We start from the raw sequence: 25,586 nt of genomic DNA, 5'->3' as shown, positions 1-25,586 counted from the left end.
TGCGCCGTGCCCACGTTCTCTCGCTTCACTGGCAATGGTGGGCACGCTTGCGCTTTGCCCACCCTACGGGCTCCGAGCAAGCGTCTTACGCTGCGCCCAGCCCCAGCTTCGCATAAATCCGCCTTGCATAGGCACCGAATGCGTCGGTGGTCTTCAGCGGAAGATCGCGCGGGAAGGGCAGGTCGATCGGGAAGTAGTCGGCCATCTTCGCCGGGCCCGCGGTCAGCACCGCACAATGCGAGGACAGGAACACGGCTTCCTGGATCGAGTGGGTGACAAAGATGATGGTCTTGCCGCTCTCGCGCCAGATCCGCAGCATCTCCAGATTCATCTGCTCGCGCGTCAGCGCATCCAGCGCGCCGAACGGCTCGTCCATCAGGATCAGCTTGGGATCGTGAATGAAGGCGCGGGCGATCGCGGTGCGCTGCTGCATGCCGCCGGACAGTTGCTGCGGATATTTCTGCTCATAGCCGGCGAGCCCGACCAGATTGAGCAGATCGCGCGCCCGATCGCGCGCGGCCTTCATCGGCAGGCCAACGATTTCGGCCGGCAGCAGCACGTTGTCCAGGATCGTGCGCCATTTCAGCAGCAGTGCCTGCTGGAACACCATGCCGATGTCGCGGGTCGGATCGAACGGGCTGTTGGCATTGCCGATCTTCACAGTACCGCCGTCGGCACCATGCAGGCCGGCCAAAATCTTCATCACCGTGGTCTTGCCGCAGCCGGACGGGCCGACCAGCGAGACCAGCTCACCTTCCTGCACGTCCATGGTGACGTCGGACACCGCCAGGAATTCGGCGCCGCCGCTGCGATAGACCTTGCGGACGCCTTGCAGGCTGATGAAAGGGGCCGAGCTCATGCCAGCCATTTGTGCAGGTTTGCGGCGACGAAGGCATCGTCGCTGAGGTCGGCGTGCTCGCGCGTGACGCGATCGATCTCCTCCTTCTGGCCAGGGCTGAGGCCCTCGTTCGGATCGAGGCACCACAGGCCCTGCATCAGGCCCTGGCGCCGCAGCACCTCGTGACAGCCGGCGATGCAGCCGTGAAAATTGTTGGCGACGTCGAAGAACGCACTGTTGCAGTCGGTGACGCGGGCATCGAGTGCGAGCAGGTCCGCAGGCACGCTGTCCTTGTGCCGGGCCGCCTTGCAGCGCTCGAACTGTTTTATCGCACTCGCGGTCCAAATCGACCAATGGCCGAGCAGGCCGCCTTTGAAATAAGTCCGCGTGGTGACGCCCTTATCGCGCAGGTCGAACGGCAGCATCAGGTCGAGCAGGATGTGATCGTCATTGCCGGTGTACAGCGCGACGCGGTCGAGTGCGCCGGCCGCCGCGACACCGCGCAGCACGTCGAGGGTCCGATAACGGTTGAACGGCGCGATCTTGATCGCAATGACATTGTCGATCGAGGCAAAGCGCTGCCAGAAGCGGCTCGACAGGATGACACCGCCGACGGCCGGCTGAAGATAGAAGCCGATCAGCGGGATTTCGGCGGCCACCGCCGTGCAGTGGGCGATGATCTCGTCCTCGGTCGCGCTCTTCATCGCGGCAAGGCTGAGCAGCCCGGCGTGATAGCCGATGTCGCGCGCGGTGCGGGCTTCCGCGGTTGCCTGGCTGGTTGGGCCGGCAAGGCCTGCGACCATTGCCAGCGGACGCTTGGTCCAGTGTGCTGCTGTCTCGGCGGCGAGCTCGAGCACGGGGCGGTAGAGGCCGACGTCGCGGATGGCGAACTGGGTGGTGTGCACGCCGACCGCAAGGCCGCCTGAGCCTGCGTCGATGTAATAGCGCGTCAGCGCGCGTTGATGCGACTTGTCGAGCTGGCGCGCGGCGGTGAGGGCGAGGGGATGCGCCGGCAGCACGGTGCCGTCGGCGATCAGCTTGCGGATATCGCTGTTGATCTGGCTGTGGTGCATGATGTCCTATCCGAATTCGGGGCCGGCGACGGCGAATGGCATTTCCTCACCCGTGACGGTGGCGGGCCCGAACCGCATGCGCTGGAACGGGCGTTCGATGGTCCAGCTGGAGGCGGTCAAGCCTTCCAGGAACGCGCCTTGCGAGGCGACGGCGTCGAGCAGGAGCGGGCTGGTCTCGGAGCGCACGATCGCGGCAACCAAGGCCAGAGCTGCCGCGGTATCGTCGGCAAACAACGGGCCGATATGACGGGCGGTTCTGCCGTCGCGAACCAGCGCGATGGCGCCGTTCGCGGCGACGATGCGCGAGCCGTAGCGCTGTGCGAAGGCGGAGAGGAGGGCGGTCCGGTCGAAACCGGTGGCCCGCCGGTCCCGCGTGCGAAGCGCATCGAGCGTTGCGGATGACGATGGCGGTGCTTCGGCGCGCGCAGGCTTTAACAGCTTCAGGCGGCGCAATTGCAGCGTCGGCGTGAACCCCAATGGGCCGTAGACGGCAGCGCCGTCTGGCGTGGCGTCGAGCCAGCTCGTCAGGCCGTTCTTACGCGCGGTTTCCAGGCAGGCATCGACGAGACGCGTTGCCAGGCCCCGGCGGCGATGCGTGCCTGATACCAGCACCATGCTGATCCAGGCGTTGTTGCCGGAATAGGGCAGCAGGGCTGCGGTCGCGACAAGTCTCGCACCGTCACGAATGCCGAACACCACGCCTTCACGCAGGAAGACGCGCCAATCGTCCTCGGTCTGATTCCAGTGCGCCTCCGTCGACAGCACCAGCCCGGCCAGCGCGTCGTCGACGCCGAGCTTGAGGATAGGCGGGGCGTCAGTAACGGCCATCGCGCACCTCGTATTTGGTGGGCTTGCCGAGGCTCGGCATGGCGCGGGAGACCCAATCGGCGGTCCAGGCGATCAGCTGCTCGGTGTCGACGACCGGCAGGCCGAACAGCTCGACCGCCTTTGACGTGTCGGTCAGCCACGCCGTCGGCTCCTCCTTGCCCGTCAGCACCGGCGTGCGGCCGAACCTCGCGCCGAATTTTTGGGCGAGATCGCGCACTGCGAGGATCTCGTGGCCGCTGACATTGATCGGCGAGGTCGGCGTGGTGCAATGGGCGATGCAGCGCAGCGCCTGCGCCGAGGCGTCGCCCTGCCAGATGAAATTGACATGGCCCAGGCTGACGTCGATCGGCGTGCCCGTGAGCACCTTTGTGGCGATGTCGTGCAGCACGCCATAGCGCATGTCGATCGCATAATTGAGACGGAACAGCCGCCCCGGCGTCGAAAACTTGTGCGAGAAATACTCGAACATCCGCTCGCGACCGACGCAGGATTGCGCGTATTCGCCGGGCGGATTCGGCGCCATGTCCTCGGTCGAGCCTTTGCCGTCGACAGGGACGAAGGGATAGATGCAGCCGGTCGAGAACGCCACGATGCGCGAGGACGGGAAGGCCTGGGCCACCAGGGCGGGCACGTGCGCGTTCATCGCCCAGGTCAACGACAGATCGCCCTCGGCACCGAACTTGCGGCCGGCCATGAAGACGATATTCGGCGCTTTCGGCAGCGCCGCAATCGCCTTCTCGTCCATCAGGTCGCAATTGATCGTTTCGACCCCGCGCGCGTGCAGCCAGTCCTTCACACTGGCGTCGCTGAAGCGGGCGACGCCGATGATCCGGCGATCGGGTGCGGCGGCCTTCGCAAGCCCTGCCAGTGTCGGGCCCATCTTGCCGGCGACGCCGAGGATCATGATGTCGCCGTCGACCTTGGCGAGGTCGTCGATCAGCGCCTGGCTCGGCCGGCACAGCAGATCGTCGAGCGCAGCGATGTCAGGAATGGTCTTCGGCAGCTTCTGGCGGGTGAGCAGCATGGATGTGGTCCTTAGGTCTGCCGTTGTCAGGTCTGTCTTGCGTCGCCGACCACGAACATGCGTTCGAGGACGAGCACCAGTCCGTAGAGAGCGACCCCGAGCAGCGTGAGCAGCACGACCGCCATCACCATCGCGGGCGTGTCGAGCGAGGACTGCACCTGGATCATGAGGTAGCCGAGCCCGCGCTCGGAGGCGATGAACTCGCCGACGATGGCGCCGGCGACCGCCAGGATGGCGCCGACCTTCATGCCGGAGAAGATGTAAGGCAGCGATCCCGGCAGCTGGATCTTGCGGAACAGCGTCCAGCGCGAGCCGCGCAGCGATTTGACGAGATCGAGCAGATCAGGCTCGACCTCGCGCAGGCCGCGCGCAGTGGTGAGCAGGATCGGGAAGAAGCAGATGCTGAAGGCGATCAGGATGTTCGGCACGATGCCGTAGGAGAACCAGACGATAAAGAGGGGGCCAAGCGCGACCTTCGGGATCATGTTGAGCGTCACGAACAGTGGCAGCAGCACGAGGCTCAGCAGCGGCGCCCAGCTGAAGATCACCGCGAGCGCGACGCCGACGAAGGCGCCGAGCGCGAAGCCGCCGAGGATCTCGACCGCCGTCACCAGTGTGTTGCTGCTCCAGGCATAGCCCGCGGTGCCCAGCGTCTGCACGGTGGCGAGCGGCGAGGGCAGGATGAATTTCGGCACGTGGAAGGCATCGACCGCGACCTGCCAGAGCACGAGCACGGCGAGGTGCACGATCAGGATGATCGCGAAGCTGCGCGAGGCGCGTGCCCTGTCTCCTGCCACCGATTGCTCCCTGTTGGCGCGACGGCGATGCCGCAGGTCGCGAGCCTAGCCGTCCTCAAGGAAAGTTTCAACCAATTGGTTGATTAGGGCCGGAGCGACTGCAGCACCAGATCGGCGACGTGCCTGCGGCGGGCGCGGCGCTGGGCGCGGCTCGACAGGTCCTTGCCGAAGATCGCCGACAGCGTCGGCGTGTTGGAGAAGAAGAAATAGCTGAGGCCTGCAATGGAGATATAGAGATGGACCGGATCGATCCCCTTGCGGAACACGCCGGCGCGCACCCCCTCGTTGAGGATGTGGGAGACGCTCTTGACCAGCGGGGAATGCATCGCCTCCAGCCGGGTCGAGCCGCGGACGTGGCGGGCGCCGCCGCGGTTCTCGTCGTTCAAAAGCACGATGAAATCGGGGTTCGCGGCCAGATGGTCGAACGAGGCTTCGATCAGCCTGCGGATCGCCTTTTCCGGCGGCAGGCCTTCGAGATTGAGCTTCCGCTCCTGCTCGCGGATGTCCTCATAGACCCATTCGAGCACCGCGAGGTAGAGCGCGTCCTTGTCGCCGAAATAGTGGTAGACGAGCTGCTTGTTGACACCCGCGCGCTCGGCGATCTCGTCGACGCGGGCACCCGCAAGGCCGTGGCGGGCGAATTCCAGCCGCGCCGCGGTCAACAGTTTCTTCCGGGTGGCGACGGGATCGCGGCGCTGTGGCACGGTGTCGCCAGATCGATTTGCGGGCATTTCCAACCAAACAGTTGACAAGTTGAGGGCGGACTTGTTGCATTGGTATCCTCACAAGGGAAGAGCGACAAGCCGGGTCGCTGGCATGAGGAGAGATGCGATGAAGCGTTTGCAGGCGGCGGGCTCGGCCCTGGTCTTGACCCTGATGCTCGGTGTGCCGGCGAGCGCGGGGGAGGCGGTCAATCTGATCCTGAACTGGACGCCGACGGCCGACCACTCGCCGTATTATTTCGCCAAGGCGCAGGGCTGGTACGAGAAGGCGGGGATCGACCTCACGATCGAGACCGGCAAGGGCTCCGGGGTCTCCGCCGCCAAGGTCGGCTCCGGCGGCTCGCCGTTCGGCGTCGCCGATCTCGCCACCATGCTGGTGGCCAAGAGCAAGGGCGCCGACACGGTTGCCGTGATGAGCGTCTATGCCAATACCGGCCAGACCTTCTACTGGCTGAAGAGCCACGGCGTGAACGGGGTGAAGGATTTTGCCGGCCACAAGATTGGCAATCCGCCCGGCGATGCCTCGCGCGTGATGTGGCCGGCCTTCGCCAAGGCCGCAGGGCTTGCGCCCGACTCCGTCGGTTTCGTCAATGTCGGGCCGACGGCGAAGATCGCGGCACTGAAGAGTCATACCGTCGACATCATCAGCGACTTCTACAATGAGCATGACCTGAAGGTGATCGAGTTCGGGCCCGATCTCGGCTACGTCAACTGGAAGGACATCGGACTCAACCCCTACGGCAATTCGCTGATCGTCAACGGCGCTTACCTGCAGAAGAATCCGAAGGTCGTCGAAGACTTCGTGCGCGTTACGCAGAAGGCCTTTGCGGCCTGCGTCGCCGACGCCACGCCGTGCCTGAAGGCGTTGCTCGATCAGGTCTCCGGCCTCGACAAGGCGAACCAGGAGCGCCAGTGGGAGCGCATCAAATTCCTGATGACGGACGAGTTCACCACCACCAAGGGTCTCGGCTGGATCGACGGCGAGCGGATGAAGAAGGACTACGAGCTGGTCCACACCTATCTCGGCATGGAGAAGCCGTTTGACGTGACGACGGCGTTCACGACGAAGATGCTGGATCCTGATATCAAGATGGATGCGAGCAAGGTGAAGAAGTAGGAGAGGGCTTTCTCCATCCTCCGTCATTGCCAGCGCAGCGAAGCAATCCAGAATCTTTCTGAGGCGAGATTCTGGATTGCTTCGTCGCAAGGGCTCCTCGCAATGACGGGGTGGAGAGAGCGTGCGCCCGCCACACGCTCTGCTCGTGCCCCGGACGCAGCGCAGCGTCTCTTCGACGGTGCGCTGCTCTGCGCGGCAACGCTCGCGCGTTGCAGCGCGTCCGGGACACGCGAGCGGCCCCCGCAACCCATCCCCCGCGTATCTCCACGGAGAAATTAACCAGCCGTTAACCATATCCGCCGCATCGTTAACCATTCAATAACAGGGAACGAGTCGGCCGCCATGGAGGCTGCAGCAAAACCTCAACGCCAAATGGTGCGCCTGCGCGGGCGCTCCTACGTGGCCTTCGTGTTCACGCCGACGGTTCCGGTCCAGGACTGGCTGCACGAGATCGACGCCACCATCGCGCGTTCGCCGGGCTTCTTTGCCGGCCGGCCCGTGGTGATCGACCTGTCTTCGGTCGATCTCAGCCAGTCCGGCATCGGCCATCTGCTCACCAGCCTTCAGGACCGAAACATTCGCGTGCTCGGGATCGAAGGCGTGGAGGAGGGCCGGCTGACGCCGTCCATGCCGCCGCTGCTCTCGGGCGGGCGGAGCTGCGTGGTCGAGCCGAGCGCGCCCAAGAAGGCCGAGGCGAAGACCGAGGCAAAGCCGACCTCACTGCTGCTCGATAGCCCCGTGCGCTCGGGCCAGACCGTGATCTTCCCGGAAGGCGACGTCACCATTTTGGGCTCGGTCGGCTCCGGTGCGGAGGTCGTTGCCGGCGGCTCCATCCACATCTACGGCGCGCTGCGCGGCCGCGCCATGGCGGGCGTGAACGGTCACACCAGCGCACGCATCTATTGCCAGAAGATCGAGGCCGAACTGCTTGCGATCGATGGCTTTTACCAGACTGCGGACGACATCGACGCCGCCTTGCGCGGCAAGCCGGCGCAGGCCTGGCTGCAGGGGAATACCATGCGAATTACAGCACTGAACTGACCAGCAAAGGAGACATTTCAGATGAGTAAGGTACTGGTCGTGACATCAGGAAAGGGCGGAGTCGGCAAGACCACGACGACCGCCGCGCTGGGGGCTGCGCTGGCGCAGCGCGGCGACAAGGTCGTCGTCGTCGATTTCGACGTCGGCCTGCGCAACCTCGACCTCGTCATGGGCGCCGAACGCCGCGTCGTGTTCGACCTCATCAACGTGGTGCAGGGCGTCGCAAAGCTGCCGCAGGCGCTGATCCGCGACAAGCGGCTGGAGAATCTCTGGCTGCTGCCGGCCTCGCAAACCCGCGACAAGGACGCGTTGACGGAAGAGGGCGTCGGCAAGGTCATCGACGATCTGCGCGGCCGTTTCGACTGGGTGATCTGCGACAGCCCGGCCGGCATCGAGCGCGGCGCCTCCATGGCGATGCGCTTTGCCGACGAGGCCGTGATCGTCACCAATCCGGAAGTCTCCTCGGTGCGCGATTCCGACCGCATCATCGGCATGCTCGATTCCAAGACAGTGCGGGCCGAGAAGGGCGAGCGCGTCGAGAAGCACATTCTCATCACCCGCTACGATGCCTCGCGCGCCGCGCGCGGCGAGATGCTGACCATCGACGATATCCTCGAGATCCTTGCCACGCCCCTGCTCGGCATCATCCCCGAGAGCCAGGACGTGTTGAAGGCCTCCAATGTCGGCACGCCGGTGACGCTGTCGAATGCGGATGGCGCACCCGCACGGGCCTATATGGACGCGGCGCGGCGACTGTGCGGCGACACCGTGCCGATGCAGGTGCCGGCCGAGCGCAAGCGCTTCATGGATCGTCTGCTGCGACGGAGGGCTGCATGAGCATGGGTCTGCTTCGGCTTCTCCGCGGCAAAAAGGCCTCTGCACCGGTCGCACGCGAACGGTTGCAGATCCTGCTTGCCCACGAACGCGGCATGCGCGGCCAGCCCGATCTGCTCGGTGTGCTGCGTGAGGAAATTCTCGCTGTCGTCTCCAAGCATGTGACGCTGGATCCGACCAAGGTGATCGTGCGGCTCGAGCGCGGCGACGAGGTGTCGACCCTGGAGGTCGATATCGAGGTGCCCAACGATATCGAGCGCAAGAAAGCGGCGGTCGCGTAGGGGACGCGACTGACGACGACCCATTTGGGGTGGGTGAGAAGGCGGTCCGCTGGGCATAGCGGGCCGCCTTTGTCGTTCGCGTCATGCACGTTCCCGGGCCTGCCGATGTGATCGACGGCGGGCGGAACGGGACCTGCGGCGAAATCGTTATTGAAGACCGCGGAGAGCCGAGCCAGGCCCCGCGGTTTCGTCAGACGGAGAGCGCCCATGATGTCCGAGGTCCAGGTTCATACCGTTGCGCGGCAGATGCTCGAACGGCATGGTTTTGCTGCGATCGCGAAGGCCGCCGAGCAGGCCCAGGCCTGCGAGGGCCGCGGCGAGGGCGATGAGGCCAGGGAGTGGCGTCACATCGCCGACGCCATGAAGATCATACGTGGGCCTCACCAGAGCTGAACCACCTCGACGGAGCTGCCTCAACGGCCGTCGCGCTCGGGTCCCTGCGATGGGGATCTCCGGGTTTGCGGCTGGCTGCGGTCCCCTGCCTCCTTGCAGGGAAGCTGCTCCCAAGTCCCGTCAGGCGCCTGCTGATACGCGCTGCAGGTCGAGGAGGGCGAATTGCCCTCGGCTTTTTGGCTGTCTGAATTCTTCGCCAGCACAGGGCCGGTCAGCACCGTGGCGGCCGCGAGCGTGCCGGCGAAAACGAAATGGATCATCCGCATGAGAGGTTCCTGTTCGAATTCGAAGAGGCCTCGCATGCTTTCCAGAATTGTGACAATTTTTGGCCGGGGTAGACTCTCCCTGCGGCGTGCTTAACGCCGCGAAAGCTGCCTGCTAGCCACCCTTGGCGCGGATCAGGCCGGCAAGATTGGTTTTCTGGGCTTCGCACCAATTGGGCATGCCGAGGCGACGCTGGTTGAGATCGGTCGCCTGGGTCGCCACCGCGACCTCGGCCATCAAATCGTCGTCCTGCTTCTCGCCCATCTTGCCGCCAGTGTGCATCCAGGCAATCGCCTTGCGCACCTTCTCGGTGGTGCCTTGGGGCAGGTGCATCTGCTCCGCCTTCTGGACCAGGTCCTGGTAGGCGACGTCCGTGCCTGGGCATTCGACCTTGGCGGCGAAGGCCTGCAAGACCAGCGTGACGTAGGTCGAGCGTGGGTGGTCCTCGGCTTGGGCCGGAGCGGCGATCAGCAACAGGCCAGCGATCAGGAAACCGTAGCGCATCCTTAGGTATCTCCTCCGTTTTTTTGGAGGCTAGCGTCCGGCGGGCGGCTCCGCAATGGTGCCGGGGCGAATTTGTCGCTTCCCACTGCGGTGCGCTATCGTCGTCCCAAATCCGGCCTCGGAGAGCGACATGAGCCTGTTCAGCACGCCGTTCGATCCTGCCCGTGACACAGCACTCGTCACCGGCTCGGGCAACGGCATCGGCCGCGCGATCGCGCAGGCCCTGGTCGGCGAGGGCGTCCGGACCGTGTTCGCCGATGTGAACGCCGAGCGGGTGACCGCCGCGATCAGCGCCAGCGAGAAGCCTGAACTGGCGGTGCCCTGGGTCGGCGACCTCGCCGAGTTGGATGCGTGCGACGCACTGCTTGCCGCCGCGGACGCAGCGTTGGGCGAGATCACGCATTTGGTCCACAGTGCATCGCCGCCGCGGCGGGAGGCCGATCATGCGCTCGCGGTCGATCGCAGGATCTGGCAGCAGATGCATGCCGTCAATCTCGATGCCGGCTTTCACCTGGCGCGCGAACTCGCAAAGCGGCTGATCGCGGCGAAGCGCCCGGGCTCGTTCCTGTTTCTCACCTCGCTGCATGCGGGCACGCCGCGCAACCTGCCGCACTATTCGACGGCGAAGGCGGGGATGGCGATGCTGGTGAAGGAGCTGGCCAAAACGTTTGGCCGCTATGGCATCCGCGTCAACGCGCTGGTGCCCGGCGCGATCGCGGCCGGCGGGTTCGTTGCAGATCCCGCGCTGACGCGACACATTCCGCTCGGGCGTCTCGGCGAGGCCAACGACCTCGCCCCGATGGCACTCACGGTGCTGTCGAACAAGCTGTCCGGTTACGTCACCGGCGCGGCCCTCGTCGTCGACGGCGGATTGTCGCTGACGAACTGGTTCGAGCCGCCGTCCTTTGACGAATAGTCAGCGTCGCCAGGCCGGCACCGGATCGAGCGGTGTCCGATAGAGCTCGTTGTGATCGCGATCCGTGACGCGCACCGCGCAGCCCTTCTGTTGCAGCTCCGGCTTGACCTGCGACAGCTCGGTGGCCAGTTGATCGGCGCGGTCGGAGGCAACCTCGATGTCTTCGAGGATGATTCCGCCCTGATTCCTGAACTCTTCACCAACCACAAGATCGAAAGAGTAGTACGGCATCCGAATTCCCCGATGTGAGGAGCTGGGCTTCGGTGGAAGTCTCAGCGCATGTCGGATGGTACCACTGAGTCGATACTTAGCGCATGAACGGCCGCGCAATCTCTGTGCTTATGGCGCAGAAATGATGTGCAGCATATGAGGGCATTAACATTTAATTAAATATGTCGGCATGATCATGAGGCATGGAATTGCAGCAGAACCGGGCCCCGGGAACCGGCAGCTGCAAGAGAAGGCCGCCGGCATAGATCCCGACGGCCTTTTCTCTTGAACGGAAGATGACCTGCGCCTCGCTTTCCGTAATTACCCGGACTCAACGCATGACATCGACTCGGACAGCCTACGCGACGTCGTAGCAGCGCACCGCGTTGTTGCGAGGTCCGGTGCTAGCGCAACGGCATCGGCGGACGCACGATCGGTCCGTCGTCATCGGCAACGGCTTGAGTCGTGGTGACAGGTGCGGCCTGTGGCGGCGGCATCGCGGTAGCCTGCGACGGCGGCGGCGGAGGTGCGAGCGGCGCAGGCGAATAAGCCGGCATGTAAGTGTGCGACACGACCGGTTTCGGTTTGCGAACCGGCGGCGGTGACGGAGCGCGTGGCGGCAGCGCAGCAGCGCGTGCGCGCGGATCGACAGGCTTGACCTCAGCTGTCGGTTTCGGCGCGGGCGGCTTCGCCATCTCGCGCGCCATCTGTTCCTGTCCGGCCTTCAACTCGGCGATGTTGGCCTTGAGCTGCTCGATCTGCTGAGCCATCGCGGCGAGGTCGCGCGTCATCGATTGCACCGACTGCGCGGCATCGGACGGTGTTGCCGCAGGCGCGGCGGCTGCAACCTGTATCGGAGGCGGCGCTACAGGTTGATCGGCCGTTTGATCGACCGCCGCTTGTACCGCGGGCGGGGCAGCTTGCTCCGGGGTCGGCGCGGCCTGCGCGGCGGCGACCGGCACGGTCTGCGATGTGGCGGTCAAGGATGTGGAAGGCAGCAGCGACGCCACGACCGGGGTCCATTCGGCGAGCATCTGTTTGGCGGTATCGCCGTGCTTCTCCCAGGCGACGGCGGCGGCTGCGCTTCCTCCCGCAAACAGGAACGTGACGAATGCACCGCGCAGCCACCTGCCCACGGCAGATCGCTTCCGCGGGCCATTGCCATCGCTCGCTGCGACACGTATGGCCGTATCGACAGAGGGTGGGGGCGCCGCCGGCGGCTCCGAGACAGGACTGAACCGGGGCTCCAGAGAGATTTTGCGCTCCAGCGAGAATTTGGGCTCCGGCGCGAATTTCGGCTCCGGACGCGTTGTGACCTCAGGCGCCAGCGCGGGCGCGACGCTGATGGGGCGCGAGGCCAGCACGATGTCGGGCGAAATCTGAATCGCGTCGTGCGGGTCGTTGTCCTTGACCGTGTCCTTCACGATCTCATCGACGATTTGCTTAGGGTTCAGCGTCGCGAGCATCGCAGCTCCTTTGAAGCCCGGATGTTTGAAACCCGGGTGTTAAGTCCTGGTCGTCCGCATTGGCGCGAGCCGATCTGTTGAGGCGAGCCCCCCAAACTGATGAGCCCGGCCGATGACGCACGAGTCCAGCCGGGTTTGACCAAAGCAAGGCGAGGGGATGGAGATGATGCGACGCTCTTCCGCCGTTTGTGGTGATGGAACCCCACTTCGTCAAACACGCGCACGTGTTCCGCGCTGCCTTGTTTTCAGCACGATTTGGGCAGCATCTGGGGAGGCTGGGGGTGCTGCTATCCGCTATCGGGGGCCGGCGGTGCCAAGATCCATAATCGCTTTGTTCGTTGTTGCCCTGCTGCCGCTGGGCGGCTGCATGCAGGCGACGCTTTCGCCGTCCACCGACGCGAGCATGACGCCGCGCGATCGGCAGTTGCTCGCGCATACGCCTTACGCGAAGGCGAGCGTGCCCGAGCAATATCTCCGTCACGTCGTCGATTACCAGCGCAAGGAGCAACCGGGTACCATCCTCGTCGATACCGACGCGCGCTACCTCTATTACGTGCTGCCGGAAGGCAAGGCGATCCGCTACGGCGTTGCGGTCGGCGAGGAAGCCATGGCGTTCTCCGGCGTTGCGCGGGTCGGCCGCTTGGCGGAATGGCCGGACTGGGTTCCGACGGCGGATATCCAGGCGCGGCTTGGACCTTATCCGGCGCGCGTTCCCGGCGGTCCGGCCAATCCGCTGGGCGCGCGCGGCATCTATCTCTATGCCGGCAACAAGGACACGCTCTACCGCATCCACGGCACCAATCAGCCGGAATATATCGGGCAGGCGATCTCGTCAGGCTGCATCCGGATGCGCAACGAGGACGTGATCGATCTGTACGACCGGGTGAAGCTCAATTCGATAGTGGTGGTGCTGCCGCCCGGACAGAGCGCGCAGGCCGAGGCGGGCGGAAGCTGGCGCGGGTGAGTCAAGCTTACGCCAGCGCTCCAGTCCTCGCGCGCGGGCCGCTCTCGCCCTAATTCTCGGGCCGAGCAACGCGCCATTGCAGCGTCGTCGCGTTGCCGTTGGCATCGCCCGGCGTCTTGTCGGCGGCCGAGGTGTAGAGCGGGCGGTAGCGGTACGCCCACATCCTGCTGCCGTCGTTGCGGCTGATCACGGTGAAGTCGCCGATGGCCCTGGCGTCGGTCGTTGCGGGCAACGGCACCCAGCTCTCGGTGCACTTGCCGTTGCAGTTCGACGTTTTGCCGGTGGTATCGCGCTCGTAATAATAGAGCGTCATGCCCTTGAGATCGACAAGCTTGGGACCCTGCTTGGTAATGACGACCTTCGCCGGTGCGGTCGTTGCCTCGGGCTTGGGCGGTGGAGGGGGGTCGCCGCCGCCATGGCCGTTTGCCAGCGCATGGCCGGTCGAGAGCGCGATGGCCGCGGCCGCAATGAGGAACTTGAACATCCGAAACCCCCGAACCACAAAGTTAATCGCACGTTAAGCGCAGAATGTTGCCGACCCTAACAGCCGAAGGTTAGTTCCTGGTTTCGGGGCGATGCGACAATTACGTACAAAAATACCGGATCATGCCTGCATGTCGCGAAGCGGTGCCCGGCTCAGATCGTTGCCGGCGGCAATCGCCTTGCGCAGCAGCCGCATCAATTCCTCGCTCTCCTTCGCGCTGAGGCCACGCAGCATGATGCGCTGGGCCGATTCCACGGCCGGCGTGATCTTGCGCAGCGTGCGCCGGCCCTCGTCGGTGATCTCGAGCTCGCGGGCGCGGCGGTCGCGGCTGGAGGCGCGGCGTTCGGCCAGCCCCTTCTGCACCAGACGGTCGATCACGCCGGTGATGGTGGTGCGGTCATAGGCGATCAATCCTGCCAGCGTCACCTGGTCGAGCCCCGGATTGGCCTTGATGGTTGCGAGTGCGGCGTATTGCACCGGCGTCAGGTCGAAGCCGGCATCTTCGACCTCGGCCAGAAACACGGCGACCGCGATCTGCTGGAACCGGCGCGCCAGATGCCCGGGCATGTCGTTGTTGTCTTTCACCGAATTCTCCTCGGCGGGCGGGACGGTGTACGATCGTTGACAAGTATACTGATAGTCAGCATACTGAGCAATATCAAAACAGAAATTCGACGGGGAGAGGCTCATGCAATTCCATCTGAATGGATTTCAGCCGGGCGATCCCGAGATTGCCGATCCTGCCGAGCGCGCTCAGGTCTCGGGCGCAGCAGGCGCCGTGCCCGACGAGGTCGATGTCCTCATCGTCGGCTGTGGCCCTGCGGGCCTCACGCTCGCCGCCCAGCTTGCGCAATTCCCTGACGTCAAGACCTGCATCGTCGAGCAGAAGCCGGACCGGCTGCTGGTCGGGCAGGCCGACGGCATCGCCTGCCGCACCATGGAAATGTTTCACGCCTATGGCTTCAGCGAGCGCGTGCTGAAGGAGGCCTATTGGGTCAACGAGACGACGTTCTGGAAGCCGGACGAACGCTCGCCCGAGACCATCATCCGCAGCGGACGTGTGCAGGACGTCGAGGACGGGCTGTCTGAATTCCCGCACGTCATCCTCAACCAGGCGCGCATCCATGACGGCTTTCTCGACGTCATGCGTAAAGCGCCGGCCAGGCTGGAGCCCTATTATAGCCGCCGCCTGATCGACCTTGAGGTCGATCAATCCGCGGGTGCCGACAATCATGCCGTGACGGTGCGGCTCGAACGCGTCGATGCCGCGAATGAAGGAAAGTTCGAGACGATCAGGGCGCGCTATGTCGTCGGCTGCGATGGCGCCCGCAGCACGGTGCGCAAGTCGATCGGCCGCGAGCTGCACGGCGATTCCGCCAACCACGCCTGGGGCGTGATGGACGTGCTGGCCGTGACCGATTTTCCGGACATTCGCTTCAAGGCGTTGATTCAGTCGGCGAAGGACGGCAGCCTGCTGATCATTCCGCGGGAAGGCGGCTACATGGTCCGCATCTATGTCGAGCTCGCCAAGCTCGAGGCCGGCGAACGCGTCGCGAACCGCAACATCACCGCCGACGACGTGATCGCGAAAGCGCAACGGATCCTGAAGCCGCATACGCTCGAGGTGAAAGAGATCGCCTGGTGGTCGGTCTACGAGATCGGCCAGCGCCTGACCGACAAGTTCGACGACGTGCCGGAGGGCGAGGTCGCCAGCCGCCTGCCGCGCATGTTCATCGCCGGCGATGCCTGCCATACCCACAGCCCGAAGGCGGGGCAGGGCATGAACGTCTCGATGCAGGACGCCTTCAATCTCGGCTGGAAGCTCGCTGCCGTCATGCGGAAGCAGTGCGCCCCGCACCTGTTGCACTCCTATTCGGCGGAGCGTCAGGCGGTGGCCAAGGAGCTGATCGACTTCGACCGCGAGTGGGCGGGAATTCTTGCCTCCGCGGCCAAAGCCGGCGGCGCCGATGCCGCCAAGACGCAGGACTATTTCGTCAGGCACGGCCGCTACACCGCCGGCACGGCCACGCATTACAGCCCGTCGCTTCTCACCGGCGCGGCGTCGCATCAGCAACTCGCGCAAGGCCTCGTCATCGGCAAGCGCTTCCATTCCGCCCCGGTGATCCGGCTTGCCGATGCAAAGCCGGTCCATCTCGGTCACGCCGCGCAGGCCGACGGCCGTTTCCGCATCTATGCGTTTTCGCCCGCCGAAGATCCTGCCGCCGCAGGCTCGGCCATTCGCGCGCTCTGCAATTTCCTCGCGGAGTCCAGGGAGTCGCCGGTCCGGCAGTATACGCCTGACGGCGCCGATATCGACAGCGTGATCGATCTGCGCGCGGTGTTTCAACAGGGCCATCGCGATCTCGCCATCGAGGCGATGCCGCCGCTGCTGCTCCCGCGCAAGGGGCGCTATGGTTTGCGCGACTACGAAAAGATGTTCTGTCCGGACCTCAAGAGCGGCCACGACGTTTTCGCGATGCGCGGTATCGATCGGACAACCGGCTGCATGGTCGTGGTGCGGCCCGACCAGTATGTCGCGAACTTGCTGCCGCTCGATGATTTTGCTGCGCTTGCGTCGTACTTCGACGGGTTCATGTTGCGGCTCAACTGACGATCCGGCGGCGCCTTTGCGTGCTGTGCCGATGAACGGCGAATGAATATTGAACCGGGCGCAGCGTGCGTTTCATTCTTTCGACCGATGAGACCTTCGCGCTCGGAACGCCCGTTCTGCTTGCGCGTTCCGACTCGAAAGAGGAGGAGCACGCCATGAAATTGAAGAGCGTTTTACTTGCCGCATTGCTGCTCGCGCCAACAGCCGCATTGGCCGCGCCGGGCATCGTCACCGTCTCGACCGGCTTGCGCGCCGGGCCGGGTACGGGTTTTCCGCTGGTCGATCGCATCCCCGAGGGCGCCCGCGTCAACATCCATGGCTGCCTGCGCGGCAATGCCTGGTGCGACGTCAGCTTCTCAGACGATCGCGGCTGGGTATCGTCGCAATATCTCCAATATCTCTATCGCAACCACTACGTCTATCTCCCCGACTATGTCGATGTGATTGACGTTCCTGTCGTCCCCTTCGTGCTGACGTCTTACTGGTCGAGCCACTATGGCGGACGTTCCTGGTATCGCCGCCACGCCTATTGGAATAATTACTGGAGCTCGCATCAGAGCGTCGCGACGCGGATGACGATTGATCCGCGCGCGGCCCGGATCGGTCGCGCGGCAACGCGCGACGCGGCGATAGCACTCGAACGCAGCGGCGTGCGCGGCAAGGGTGGGGCGGCGATCTCCGGACGTGATGCCACGACGGCGCGGCCGGACGCTGCTATCACCAAGCGCGATGCTGCGATTACGGCCGACCGGACTCGCGCCGGACGCAGCGAGCGCATCGCGAATGAGCGCACTGCCGTGCAGACCCGTAGCCCGCGCGAGGCGCAAGGGCGCATGATGCACGACCATGCTGCGAGCCGCGCCGCCGTGCGCGCGCAGCCGATGACGCGTGCACATGAAGCGCCTCGCGTGTCGGCCGCGCCTGCGGCTCGACCTGCGATGCCCCACGTCGCTCAGCCGAATGTCAGCCACGGTTCGCCGATGAATGCCCGGGCCCAGATGCCGGCGCCGCGCGCGGCGGCACCTGCAATGCCGCACCCCGGCGGCGGCGCTCCCCACATCAACGCCGCGCCCCGTGGCGGCGGTGCACCGGCCGGCGGCCCCGGCGGCGGCCATCAGAAGCACTAGCGTAGCCCGGAAAGCCCGGCCCTCGTGCCGGGCTTTTCTTTGCCTTCTCGAGGTCGCGACAATTTAATTCGGTTTTTCGCGGGCAGATTTTATCGATCGTAACATGTCTACCCAAAGCTGTAAGTATCCACTCGGGGCAGCGGGGCACGGGAGGATGACATGAGACAGAGCCAGGCGGAGTCGCGCCGCCAAAATGTCGCGAAGCGTTCGATGACGAAAGAGGCCAAACAGCTGACCGGCCTGATTGCCGGATTACGCGAATCCCTCAAAGGGATTCAAAAGGAACGGACGAGCATAAAGCTCACCGGCGCCGAGATGGGTATGCTCGACGAGCGCCGCAACAACCTGCTGCTCACCATCGCAGCCCTCGACGATCGCCTCTCGGCGGTGCAGGGGCTGATTGATCTCGGTCGCCCCCACATCATCCGCGTGCACTAGCGGAGCTCCGGGCAGGGACGATCGGTTCCGTTGCCGAGTGACTGGCCGCCCCGGGCGACGATCCAGCACGACATCAAGACGGCCCGTGCCGTCGCAGGCGGGGCAAGCCTGCGACGGATGGAAGTGCATTCCCGTGGGCACGCCGTTGCTGGCCGCCAGCGCTATGCTTTGCGGATGGCATCAAATTGCCACGCTCCCGGCGAATTGCCGCCAAAGCCCGCTGCCACGAGGAGGCCGGGTGCAGGGCGACGCAAGGGGATGCGAATTGGCCTACAAAATGGTCGCAGAACGCGACAACGAGAAGTACAGTTTCGCTCGCGAGAGCCGGCTGCTCATCGTGGCGAAGGCGAAGGTGTGGGCGAGCGAGGGGTGGCGGGTTGTCATCACCGATCAGGACGGCAAGGCCTACGCACCGCCCGAATTCGATCAGCTGTCGGCGGCGTGACCGCGGACGGGGCGAGGGGACGACATTTGAGATCGCTGTTTCGACCGGGGTGCGGCCGGATCGTGCCCGTGATGACTTTTGCAGCCGCCGCCATGGTTCTGACGGCGACGGTTGCAGCCGCGCAAAATCTCGACGCCGGCAAGTCGCCCGCCAAGCTCTTCGCTGACGGCTGTGCGACCTGCCATCGCAGTCCGCGCGGCCTTGCCAAGGGTCGCTTCAGCCTGACGTTGTCCTGGTTTCTGAAGGACCATTACGCGACCAGCTCGGACTCGGCCAAAATGCTTGCCGCCTATCTGGAATCGGTTGACGAGCCGCCGCCGCGCGCCGCGGCCAAGTCCGCCAAGAAGCCCGCGCGATCCGCGCCGCGTCCGTCCAAGCCGGTGCAGAGCCAGTAGGCTGCCCGGTTCCTGCTATCCGCGTCGATAGGTCTGCGCGAGAAGCCGTGCGTGCACGGTGCGTAGCTCGGCGCTCATGCGCGTCTGTCCCGTCGTGACATAGGAGAGCCAGGCGCCGTCGGCGGCCAGGCGCACCATTTGCAGATCGGGCGCGCCGTCGGTCGTGCGATGACGCTTCAGGCGCGCCTTGATCCAGTCGTTCCAGAGCCGGCGCAGCGGCGGATCGGTGACGACGACCATGCTCAATGCCGCCCATGGGGTCGCAAAGCCAAACGCCTTGCCGGTGAACACCGCATTCACATACGCCCGCGTGAAGCTGCCGCGTTGCTTCGGATCGGCTTCAACTGCGGCGTCAATCTCGGCATCGACGCGGGCGAGGAGGTCGGCAAACAGTCCCTCGATCAGTGCCTGCTTGCTGCCGAAATGGTGAAACAGCCCGCCCTTGGTGACACCGGCCGCCGCCGCGACCGCCTGCACCGTGACACCGGCGACGCCATGGTCCATGGCGATTGCCGCGGCCTGGTCGAGCAGGGCGCGCCGGACCTGCTCGGGCTGCTTGGCGCGGGTGTAGCGGTTTTCCGGCATCAATGCGCCGTGGTCTGCGAGAACAGGTTGATGACCACGACCCCTGATACGATCAGCGCGATGCCGACGAACGCCGCGGCGTCCAGCATCTGGCGGAACAGCACGAAGGAGACGGTGGCGGTCAGGATGATGCCGACCCCGCCCCAGATCGCATAAGCGATGCTCAAGGGAATGACGCGGATCGCGACCGACAGCGCGTAGAACGAGGCGACATAGAACAGCACCATGGCCAGCGTCGGCCACGGGCGGGTGAACTGCGCGGATTGCTGCAGGAAGGCCGATGCCGTGACCTCGAAAACGATGGCGAGGGCAAGCGCTGCGTAGGCATTGAAGGCGGAGGTCATGGTCAGCCTAGGGCGAAAGAAAGATACCGTGCGGTATGTTTAGCATGTGGCACTTGGCTTTGGCCGGCAGCAGGTATCACATGTGAGTGACGGGCCTGCGACGTTGGCGGAACAGGGCATGAAGCCGCCGCGTGATGAATCGCGCAGCGGCTCTTAGGATGTCGTGGTTCGACCGGCGTCAGTCGATCCGCACGGAAAGTTCGACGTCTTCGGCGAAGGGCGTCGACATGTAGCTGCTTCCAGGCCTGCGAACGCGCGCCAGATAGTCCGGGCTGTCGTCGGCATTGTCGGCGACGATGATCGCGCCCGGCCCGAGATGGCTCTTGAGCAGATCGAGGATCTCCGGGTAGAGCGCTTTGGCGCCGTCGAGCAGCACGAGATCGATCGTATCAGGCAGATCGGCTTGAAGCGTCTTCAGCGCATCGCCTTCGCGGATTTCGACGAGGTCGATCAAGCCGCCGGCGATGAGGTTCTGCCGCGCCCGCGCCGCCTTGGAGGGCTCGAACTCGCTGGTGATGAGGCGGCCGCCGCCATTGTCACGCAAGCCTGCGGCAAGGTGCAGCGTCGAGATGCCGAACGAGGTGCCGAACTCGACGATCGTCCGGGCGCCAGAGCTGCGTGCCAGCATGTAGAGCAGCGTCCCCGTCTCGCGCGAGACTGCGAGCGGAGCATCCTTCAGGCGTCCGTAGAGCTCCCGGTAATCGGTCTTGCTCCGCATCAGCCGCGCCCGGTCTGCGTCGGACAAATCGGCGACGGCGGCTCGCGTTGCGCCGGTTGCAGCCTCGGCTTCGTCGAACAGGCGATCCAATAGCGGCGCAAGCGACGTGATGGTTGGGACGGTCATTCGAGGTCTCCAGAGTTGGCGAAGAACGCATGCTTGCGTGCCGAGTGAAATACGACTAAATCGTCGCGTTTCCTATTCGCATTGCCAGAGTGGGCCATGGCCAACCGTCGAAGCCATTCAGTTTCCTCACGAAAACAGCCGCAACAGGCCCGCTCCACCGGCCTGGTAACGGCCATTCTCGATGCCGCTGTTCAGGTCCTGGCGAGGGAGGGCGCGCAGCGTTTCACCACGGCGCGGGTGGCGGAGCGGGCCGGAGTGAGCGTCGGGTCGCTCTATCAATATTTTCCGAACAAGGCCGCGATCCTGTTCCGTCTGCAGAGCGACGAGTGGCGGCGCACCAGCGAGCTGCTGCGCGGCATCCTTGCCGACCGGGCGAAGCCGCCGCCGACGCGACTACGCGCGCTGGTCCATGCCTTCATCCGCTCCGAGTGCGAGGAGGCTGCAATCCGCGTCGCGCTTAGCGATGCCGCACCGCTCTATCGCGACGCGCCCGAGGCGCACGACGCGCGGGCGGCCGGTGAGGGGATTGTCGCGACGTTCATGCGGGAAGCGCTGCCCAAGGCCTCGGATGCGACACGCGCGCTTGCGGGCGAGCTGATCAAGGTGACGTTGAGCGAAGTCGGCAAGAATTTTTCGGAAGAGACGCGGAGCGAGGCCGAGATGGCGGCCTATGCCGATGCCATGGCCGACATGTTCTGCGCCTATCTTGCGAGGCTGGCAAGGCGCTGAGGCATTGCCGACGTCAACCTTTGCGGGCCGATGATTTTTCAGACTTAAAATCCGGGACTTGAGCGTGCGGCACGATTCCCGGATTACGCTGCGCTCCATCCGGGCTACGATTGCTCTGCTTGCGTCGCTCGACAATTGACCCTACGGACCTCTTTCATGCTCGTCATCTCCATTCAAAGCCAGGTGGTTCACGGCCATGTCGGCAACAGCGCGGCCGCCTATGCGATGCAGGCGGAGGGCGTGAACGTTGCGGCGGTGCCGACGACGCTGCTGTCCAACCATCCGCGCTACCCGAGCCTGCGCGGTCGGGTGCTGGAGACCGAGCTCGTCGCCGATCTCCTGAAGGGTGTGGAAGAGCGCGGGCTCGTCGACGAGGCGGCCGTGCTGGTGACCGGCTATCTCGGCTCGCCGGGCAATGCCGCCGTGATCGCCGATTTCGTCGAGCGGGCGCTTACGCGGAATACGAAGCTCGTCTATCTCTGTGATCCCGTGATCGGCGATGACGGCCGCGTCTATGTCGCCGACGGCATTTTGGACGTGGTCCGGCACCGGCTGCTGCCGGCAGCAAACCTGACGACGCCGAACCAGTTCGAGCTAGAGCTGCTCTCAGGCCTCACAATCGCGGATGCGCAGGGCTTGCGCGTCGCGTGTGCGGCGCTGGGGGCAACCGGCCGCGTCGACGTCGTCGCCACCGGCTGTACACTCACCGACACGGCGGCCGGGCAGGTGGAGACGATCCTGTGCGCCGACGGCCAGTTGTCGCGCTTCGCGACGCCGCGCCTGCCAATCCGCCCCTACGGCACCGGTGATCTCCTCACTGGTCTGATCGCGGCCCATCTGGCCAAGGGCCAAGCGATCGAGGCCGCGGTGCGGCTTGCGGTCGAGACGATTTTTGCGGTGCTGGTGCGCACGCAGGATGCCGGCACGGCCGAGATGCGGCTGGTACCGTTGCCGGGCCGCGCGACGTAACGGTCTCAGGTCGCGCGCTTGCCGGTCGATTGCGCCGATTTCTGCGGCTTCGCGGGACCCCGCTGCTCGCGTGCGGCCTGGGACTTTGGTGGTTTTGCATGGGCCGCGGCGCGCACCACCTTCTTGGACTTCACGCTGGCGACTTGCTTTCCGTCGCCCGTGCCACGGCGCGAGATGTACTCCTGGCCGTCGACGGGGCCGACATGCGGCGGATCACGGCCGAGATAGGGCCGGCCGATGCCGTACGCCTTGCCGTTGGCGTCGACCCACTTCCACAGGATTTCGGTCGAGACCCAGCGCTGCGCGCGGTTATTCCCCTGGGTGCTGACGATATCGGCCGCCATGCCGTGGCCGTAGCCGCCGCGCGTGCTGCCGCCATGATAAGAACGGTCGGAGGCGGCCTTCAGGCCGCTCGCGATCGACTGGCGATAGTCGTCGCGGAACGCGCTGGTGATTCCGGGCGAGAGGCCGGCGGCTTCCGCGGCGAGCAGCGTGCGAAACAGCTTTCGCTTGAAGCTCTTGTCCATGCCGCCGATGACATAATCCATCATTGGCATGCCGGCGTGCTCGGCCGCCTTCGGATCCTTCCAGCCGAAATCCTGATCGACCAGCTTCGTGAAGCTGCGCATTACCGTGACTGTCTTGCCCTTGCGCTTGACGGTGACGGCGCGGCGCTCCTGGACCTTGATCGAGTCCTCCTTTGCGGTGCGCTGATAGAGCGTCCAGAGATAGCGATCGATGCAGGCATCCATGACGAAGCACTCGTCGAGCACGGCGACGGTGTCGGCCGGAGGTGATGCCTTGCTCGCAGGCGTGACGGGGCCGCTGGCGATCGCCGCGGGGGACAGAGCATCCGTCGTCACGATCTCGGTGGGATCGGCGGACGCCAGTTTGACGGGCTCCGGCGCCGTGGCCGGCGTTGCCTCGCTGACCACGGGCTCTGGTTCAGGCGATATCTGCGGCGCGGCTGGTGCCTCCGTCGGCAGTATCAGCGCCGGATCGGCCGCGGCGAGCTTGACGGCGGAGGCGGGCGTCTCGGGCAGCGCTTCAGTGATCGTCTGGGCGGGTGCCGCGGCGACCGTAGCGGCGATGTCGGCGGTCAAGGTGATGCCGTCCTCGATCGTCGCGGCGCGCGGCACGTCGGCAAGGTCGAGCCGGCCGAGATCCTTTGCGCGCGAGACGGCGGCCGCATTGGCGCTGCTGTTTTCGATGAGGGCAGGGGCATAGGCGGAGAGGGAAAGCGCCAGCCAGCCGGCGAGCACGGCCGAAGGGCACATGACCGCCACCAAAAGAGACCGCCGATCGTTCATGATCCCTGCCTCCAAACGGTTCTGCCCGAACCCGTCTTGCCCGGACAGCGATGATGCAAACAGTCTGACGAAAACAGTCTTGCACGGAAAGGCACGCAGCACCTCGATTGTTCGGGTGACGGTGTGGCGGCGCAATGGCACAAATCGGCGAAAACGGGCTTTTCGGGGAGGTGTTGCTGAGCTGCAACGCAGGTTCCATTGTGGTTCCGAGGGCGAAACTTGCCCCACGCGTGGCGCAACTTTGTTGCGGCTGGCGCGTTTGGTCGCCCATGACGCATTCCTCACTTCGCCCCATGGACGCCTTCGATCCCACCGAGCCCGCCATCCTGCACGATCGCCTCACGGACACGATCATCACCTGGACTGCTGATCAGGCCGATGATTACCGGCGGGCCAGCCGCACAGGCGACGACGGATCCGTGGCCTGGAAGGCCTATCTGTTCGATGGCTGGGGCAACGTGCTCGGTGGCTGAGCTCTATCTATAAAACCGTCATGTCGCGGCCGACCGTGATTCGGCCAACGCCTTGTACGTATTAAACATATCGCCATGCACTGCGCGCGCTGTTGCAATGCAACAAAACATGTCGCAATGCAGCAAAGCGCGCCTAAATATGCTCCGACTCTTCCACTCAGGAGCACTACCAATGAACAAGAAGACTCTGTCGATCGCCGCCGCCATCCTGACGATCGCGGGCAGCACCGCGGCTTTCGCCGCCGAGCTGCCGACTTACGAGACCAACGGATTTCCGGTCTCGCCCCTGCAGGTTCGCGTGCTCGGTGCCTCGCATGTCGAGCAGCAGGCTGCCGCGCCGACCAAGGTCGCCTCGGTCCACCAGGCGAAGGTGCTCAGCCCGCGCAAGGTGAAGACCGCCGACGTCACCACGGGCGCTGCCCGCTGATCTGACATCGCGTGACGGCAGATGGGTTCCGCGGAGAGGCGGGATCCACTGCCTCAACTGACAATCTCGAAATCGACGCCGCTTGCGGATTGCGCGTGCAGGGATCGTTGAAACTGCCTCGCGCATCTCGCGCCGGCGCGCATCGTGCAATGTCTCGGCACGATGAATTGACACCGATGCGCTGATTGAGAGTCCGGCCGCGAAACAAGTTCGCGTGAATTGCCGGTTATGTATGCCCGTTCATAACGGGCGTGATCCTTTTAACAGTTGTTTTGCAGAACGCATTGCTTGATGCGGCGGCCGCATCGTTGTGGCCAATTTTTGAAATCATAATGGAGGCCGTCATGCCCGTTGCGCAGAAAGCCGTTGTTGCCACCGCTTCGCCGCGGGCGTTCATTCTCAAGCACACCGCTCTGTTCGCCGCCGCCGCGCTGTTCGTGTTCGTGCTCAGCCTGACATACGGCCTCGATCTCAGCCCGGGATTTTTCTAAGTCCTCCGCGTGCGCACCGCGCGCAGGCTTGACGGCGAGCGGCCGTAGAGTTCGGCGAAGGCGGCGTTGAACCTGCGCAGGCTGCCGAAGCCGGCCTGAAATGCGATGTCGGTCATGCTGTCGTCGCCGGCATCGATCAGACGCTTGGCGCGCTGGACGCGCAGCGTCCTGGCGAGCTGCTGAGGCGTGGCGCCGACGTGGCGCTCGAACAGGCGTGCCAGATGGCGCGAGGAGATGCCGAGCCGCATCGCGAGGTCGACCACCGAGCCTTGGTCGAGCGCGCCGTCATCGATCAGCTTCATGGCCCGCGCCACCGTGGAGCGCGTGCCGTTCCAGGCCGGGCAGAACGGCGCAGTTTCGGGACGGCAGCGCAGGCATGGCCGGAAGCCGTCGGCCTCGGCCGCCGCCGCCGTCGGATAATAGGCGACGTTGCGCGTCAGCGGCTGCTTGGCCGGACAGACCGGACGGCAATAGATGCCGGTGGTCTTCACGGCCGTGAAGAAGCGGCCGTCATAGCAGGGATCCCGGCGCAGGCGCGCGGCGTTGCAGACATCGAAGCTCAGCATGGCCGGATCATAGCGCATGACGGCGGGGCCGGAAGGCCTGCGGGATGACCGAGTCCGATTGTGGCGAGCCCGCAAG

Annotated in this window: 34 protein-coding genes; 17 read left to right on the top strand and 17 right to left on the bottom strand. The window is 65.0% G+C overall.

Annotation, left to right across the window (positions count from 1 at the left end; translation table 11 throughout):
- Positions 1 to 85: 85 nt before the first annotated feature.
- The 6 genes from IVA81_RS12785 to IVA81_RS12760 form a co-directional block, all read right to left on the bottom strand.
- Entirely contained in the window at positions 86 to 868 is a 783-nt protein-coding gene (locus IVA81_RS12785; protein ID WP_247317062.1) for an ABC transporter ATP-binding protein, read from the bottom strand.
- Positions 856 to 1,911, bottom strand: coding sequence for a dihydrodipicolinate synthase family protein (locus IVA81_RS12780; protein ID WP_247317060.1), 1,056 nt, complete (start codon positions 1,909 to 1,911; stop codon positions 856 to 858). Before IVA81_RS12780 ends, IVA81_RS12785 begins: the two co-directional genes overlap by 13 nt.
- Before the next feature lie 6 nt (positions 1,912 to 1,917).
- On the bottom strand, positions 1,918 to 2,739 hold the full coding sequence (locus IVA81_RS12775) for a GNAT family N-acetyltransferase (RefSeq protein WP_247317052.1): 822 nt from the start codon (positions 2,737 to 2,739) through the stop codon (positions 1,918 to 1,920).
- Positions 2,726 to 3,763, bottom strand: coding sequence for an NAD(P)-dependent oxidoreductase (locus IVA81_RS12770; RefSeq protein ID WP_247317050.1), 1,038 nt, complete (start codon positions 3,761 to 3,763; stop codon positions 2,726 to 2,728). Before IVA81_RS12770 ends, IVA81_RS12775 begins: the two co-directional genes overlap by 14 nt.
- Before the next feature lie 26 nt (positions 3,764 to 3,789).
- Entirely contained in the window at positions 3,790 to 4,560 is a 771-nt protein-coding gene (locus IVA81_RS12765; RefSeq protein WP_247317048.1) for an ABC transporter permease, read from the bottom strand.
- A gap of 83 nt (positions 4,561 to 4,643) precedes the next feature.
- Positions 4,644 to 5,291 (bottom strand): TetR/AcrR family transcriptional regulator, encoded by a 648-nt coding sequence (locus IVA81_RS12760; RefSeq protein ID WP_249812680.1) that lies wholly within the window; start codon positions 5,289 to 5,291, stop codon positions 4,644 to 4,646.
- A gap of 100 nt (positions 5,292 to 5,391) precedes the next feature.
- Here IVA81_RS12760 and IVA81_RS12755 point away from each other — a divergent pair, with 100 nt between their 5' ends.
- From IVA81_RS12755 to IVA81_RS12735, 5 genes are all read left to right on the top strand, one after another.
- A complete protein-coding gene (locus IVA81_RS12755) occupies positions 5,392 to 6,399 on the top strand; it encodes an ABC transporter substrate-binding protein (RefSeq protein WP_247317037.1) in 1,008 nt (335 codons plus the stop codon).
- A 342-nt stretch (positions 6,400 to 6,741) separates the two neighbouring features.
- Complete coding sequence (minC, locus tag IVA81_RS12750; RefSeq protein WP_247317035.1) at positions 6,742 to 7,440, top strand: septum site-determining protein MinC; 699 nt, start codon at positions 6,742 to 6,744, stop codon at positions 7,438 to 7,440.
- Between the two features lie 21 nt (positions 7,441 to 7,461).
- The gene (gene minD, locus IVA81_RS12745; RefSeq protein ID WP_246926260.1) at positions 7,462 to 8,277 is read left to right on the top strand and encodes a septum site-determining protein MinD; all 816 of its coding nucleotides are present in this window, start codon (positions 7,462 to 7,464) and stop codon (positions 8,275 to 8,277) included.
- Positions 8,274 to 8,555 carry a cell division topological specificity factor MinE gene (minE, locus tag IVA81_RS12740; protein ID WP_247317024.1) on the top strand — a complete coding sequence of 94 codons (282 nt, stop codon included), beginning with the start codon at positions 8,274 to 8,276 and terminating at the stop codon, positions 8,553 to 8,555. The genes minD and minE overlap by 4 nt, the downstream gene beginning before the upstream one ends.
- A gap of 207 nt (positions 8,556 to 8,762) precedes the next feature.
- Positions 8,763 to 8,948, top strand: coding sequence for a hypothetical protein (locus tag IVA81_RS12735; protein ID WP_247317022.1), 186 nt, complete (start codon positions 8,763 to 8,765; stop codon positions 8,946 to 8,948).
- A 20-nt stretch (positions 8,949 to 8,968) separates the two neighbouring features.
- On the opposite strand, the gene IVA81_RS12730 is transcribed toward IVA81_RS12735, so the two are convergent.
- Both IVA81_RS12730 and IVA81_RS12725 read right to left on the bottom strand, forming a co-directional pair.
- Positions 8,969 to 9,214 carry a hypothetical protein gene (locus IVA81_RS12730; protein ID WP_247317020.1) on the bottom strand — a complete coding sequence of 82 codons (246 nt, stop codon included), beginning with the start codon at positions 9,212 to 9,214 and terminating at the stop codon, positions 8,969 to 8,971.
- Between the two features lie 112 nt (positions 9,215 to 9,326).
- Positions 9,327 to 9,716, bottom strand: a complete 390-nt coding sequence (locus IVA81_RS12725) for a hypothetical protein (protein ID WP_247317019.1) — start codon at positions 9,714 to 9,716, stop codon at positions 9,327 to 9,329.
- Positions 9,717 to 9,846: 130 nt separating this feature from the next.
- On the opposite strand from IVA81_RS12725, the gene IVA81_RS12720 reads away from it, so the two are divergent.
- Positions 9,847 to 10,632: an SDR family oxidoreductase gene (locus IVA81_RS12720; RefSeq protein ID WP_247317017.1), complete on the top strand. Its 786-nt coding sequence runs from the start codon at positions 9,847 to 9,849 to the stop codon at positions 10,630 to 10,632.
- On the opposite strand, the gene IVA81_RS12715 is transcribed toward IVA81_RS12720, so the two are convergent.
- Complete coding sequence (locus IVA81_RS12715) at positions 10,633 to 10,863, bottom strand: hypothetical protein (RefSeq protein WP_200454753.1); 231 nt, start codon at positions 10,861 to 10,863, stop codon at positions 10,633 to 10,635.
- A gap of 383 nt (positions 10,864 to 11,246) precedes the next feature.
- Positions 11,247 to 12,308 carry a hypothetical protein gene (locus tag IVA81_RS12710; protein ID WP_247317015.1) on the bottom strand — a complete coding sequence of 354 codons (1,062 nt, stop codon included), beginning with the start codon at positions 12,306 to 12,308 and terminating at the stop codon, positions 11,247 to 11,249.
- 367 nt (positions 12,309 to 12,675) lie between these two features.
- On the opposite strand from IVA81_RS12710, the gene IVA81_RS12705 reads away from it, so the two are divergent.
- Positions 12,676 to 13,272: a L,D-transpeptidase gene (locus tag IVA81_RS12705; RefSeq protein ID WP_247317825.1), complete on the top strand. Its 597-nt coding sequence runs from the start codon at positions 12,676 to 12,678 to the stop codon at positions 13,270 to 13,272.
- A gap of 49 nt (positions 13,273 to 13,321) precedes the next feature.
- Here the strand turns inward: IVA81_RS12705 and IVA81_RS12700 are convergent, their stop codons facing one another.
- Together IVA81_RS12700 and IVA81_RS12695 are read right to left on the bottom strand one after the other, a co-directional pair.
- Complete coding sequence (locus IVA81_RS12700; protein ID WP_247317013.1) at positions 13,322 to 13,756, bottom strand: hypothetical protein; 435 nt, start codon at positions 13,754 to 13,756, stop codon at positions 13,322 to 13,324.
- Between the two features lie 120 nt (positions 13,757 to 13,876).
- Positions 13,877 to 14,341 carry a MarR family winged helix-turn-helix transcriptional regulator gene (locus IVA81_RS12695; RefSeq protein ID WP_247317011.1) on the bottom strand — a complete coding sequence of 155 codons (465 nt, stop codon included), beginning with the start codon at positions 14,339 to 14,341 and terminating at the stop codon, positions 13,877 to 13,879.
- 103 nt (positions 14,342 to 14,444) lie between these two features.
- On the opposite strand from IVA81_RS12695, the gene IVA81_RS12690 reads away from it, so the two are divergent.
- From IVA81_RS12690 to IVA81_RS12670, 5 genes are all read left to right on the top strand, one after another.
- Positions 14,445 to 16,367, top strand: a complete 1,923-nt coding sequence (locus IVA81_RS12690) for an FAD-binding monooxygenase (RefSeq protein WP_247317003.1) — start codon at positions 14,445 to 14,447, stop codon at positions 16,365 to 16,367.
- 155 nt (positions 16,368 to 16,522) lie between these two features.
- Positions 16,523 to 17,494 carry an SH3 domain-containing protein gene (locus tag IVA81_RS12685; protein WP_247317001.1) on the top strand — a complete coding sequence of 324 codons (972 nt, stop codon included), beginning with the start codon at positions 16,523 to 16,525 and terminating at the stop codon, positions 17,492 to 17,494.
- A gap of 159 nt (positions 17,495 to 17,653) precedes the next feature.
- Positions 17,654 to 17,932: a hypothetical protein gene (locus IVA81_RS12680; protein ID WP_247316992.1), complete on the top strand. Its 279-nt coding sequence runs from the start codon at positions 17,654 to 17,656 to the stop codon at positions 17,930 to 17,932.
- 238 nt (positions 17,933 to 18,170) lie between these two features.
- The gene (locus IVA81_RS12675) at positions 18,171 to 18,377 is read left to right on the top strand and encodes a hypothetical protein (RefSeq protein ID WP_018322958.1); all 207 of its coding nucleotides are present in this window, start codon (positions 18,171 to 18,173) and stop codon (positions 18,375 to 18,377) included.
- 71 nt (positions 18,378 to 18,448) lie between these two features.
- On the top strand, positions 18,449 to 18,772 hold the full coding sequence (locus IVA81_RS12670) for a hypothetical protein (protein ID WP_247317823.1): 324 nt from the start codon (positions 18,449 to 18,451) through the stop codon (positions 18,770 to 18,772).
- A 15-nt stretch (positions 18,773 to 18,787) separates the two neighbouring features.
- Here IVA81_RS12670 and IVA81_RS12665 read toward each other — a convergent pair whose 3' ends face one another.
- The 3 genes from IVA81_RS12665 to IVA81_RS12655 form a co-directional block, all read right to left on the bottom strand.
- Positions 18,788 to 19,357 (bottom strand): TetR family transcriptional regulator, encoded by a 570-nt coding sequence (locus tag IVA81_RS12665; protein WP_247316991.1) that lies wholly within the window; start codon positions 19,355 to 19,357, stop codon positions 18,788 to 18,790.
- Positions 19,357 to 19,701: a multidrug efflux SMR transporter gene (locus tag IVA81_RS12660; RefSeq protein ID WP_200291004.1), complete on the bottom strand. Its 345-nt coding sequence runs from the start codon at positions 19,699 to 19,701 to the stop codon at positions 19,357 to 19,359. Before IVA81_RS12660 ends, IVA81_RS12665 begins: the two co-directional genes overlap by 1 nt.
- Positions 19,702 to 19,879: 178 nt before the next feature.
- A complete protein-coding gene (locus IVA81_RS12655; RefSeq protein WP_247316990.1) occupies positions 19,880 to 20,545 on the bottom strand; it encodes a class I SAM-dependent methyltransferase in 666 nt (221 codons plus the stop codon).
- 96 nt (positions 20,546 to 20,641) lie between these two features.
- On the opposite strand from IVA81_RS12655, the gene IVA81_RS12650 reads away from it, so the two are divergent.
- Both IVA81_RS12650 and pdxY read left to right on the top strand, forming a co-directional pair.
- On the top strand, positions 20,642 to 21,274 hold the full coding sequence (locus tag IVA81_RS12650; RefSeq protein WP_247316988.1) for a TetR family transcriptional regulator: 633 nt from the start codon (positions 20,642 to 20,644) through the stop codon (positions 21,272 to 21,274).
- 156 nt (positions 21,275 to 21,430) lie between these two features.
- Positions 21,431 to 22,243, top strand: coding sequence for a pyridoxal kinase (gene pdxY, locus IVA81_RS12645; protein ID WP_247316987.1), 813 nt, complete (start codon positions 21,431 to 21,433; stop codon positions 22,241 to 22,243).
- 5 nt (positions 22,244 to 22,248) lie between these two features.
- Here the strand turns inward: pdxY and IVA81_RS12640 are convergent, their stop codons facing one another.
- Entirely contained in the window at positions 22,249 to 23,553 is a 1,305-nt protein-coding gene (locus IVA81_RS12640; RefSeq protein WP_247316986.1) for a hypothetical protein, read from the bottom strand.
- A gap of 269 nt (positions 23,554 to 23,822) precedes the next feature.
- On the opposite strand from IVA81_RS12640, the gene IVA81_RS12635 reads away from it, so the two are divergent.
- The 3 genes from IVA81_RS12635 to IVA81_RS12625 all read left to right on the top strand — a co-directional run bounded on the left by IVA81_RS12635 (position 23,823) and on the right by IVA81_RS12625 (position 24,944).
- The gene (locus IVA81_RS12635; RefSeq protein WP_247316985.1) at positions 23,823 to 24,026 is read left to right on the top strand and encodes a hypothetical protein; all 204 of its coding nucleotides are present in this window, start codon (positions 23,823 to 23,825) and stop codon (positions 24,024 to 24,026) included.
- Between the two features lie 172 nt (positions 24,027 to 24,198).
- Positions 24,199 to 24,453 carry a hypothetical protein gene (locus tag IVA81_RS12630; protein ID WP_247316984.1) on the top strand — a complete coding sequence of 85 codons (255 nt, stop codon included), beginning with the start codon at positions 24,199 to 24,201 and terminating at the stop codon, positions 24,451 to 24,453.
- 251 nt (positions 24,454 to 24,704) lie between these two features.
- Positions 24,705 to 24,944, top strand: coding sequence for a hypothetical protein (locus tag IVA81_RS12625; protein ID WP_247317861.1), 240 nt, complete (start codon positions 24,705 to 24,707; stop codon positions 24,942 to 24,944).
- On the opposite strand, the gene IVA81_RS12620 is transcribed toward IVA81_RS12625, so the two are convergent.
- Positions 24,941 to 25,510, bottom strand: coding sequence for an Ada metal-binding domain-containing protein (locus IVA81_RS12620; RefSeq protein ID WP_247316983.1), 570 nt, complete (start codon positions 25,508 to 25,510; stop codon positions 24,941 to 24,943). The genes IVA81_RS12625 and IVA81_RS12620 overlap by 4 nt on opposite strands.
- Positions 25,511 to 25,586: the final 76 nt, after the last annotated feature.

The sequence above is a fragment of the Bradyrhizobium sp. 141 genome (assembly GCF_023074055.1).
Lineage (GTDB): Bacteria > Pseudomonadota > Alphaproteobacteria > Rhizobiales > Xanthobacteraceae > Bradyrhizobium.
This window is presented reverse-complemented; position numbering and strand designations above follow the sequence as displayed.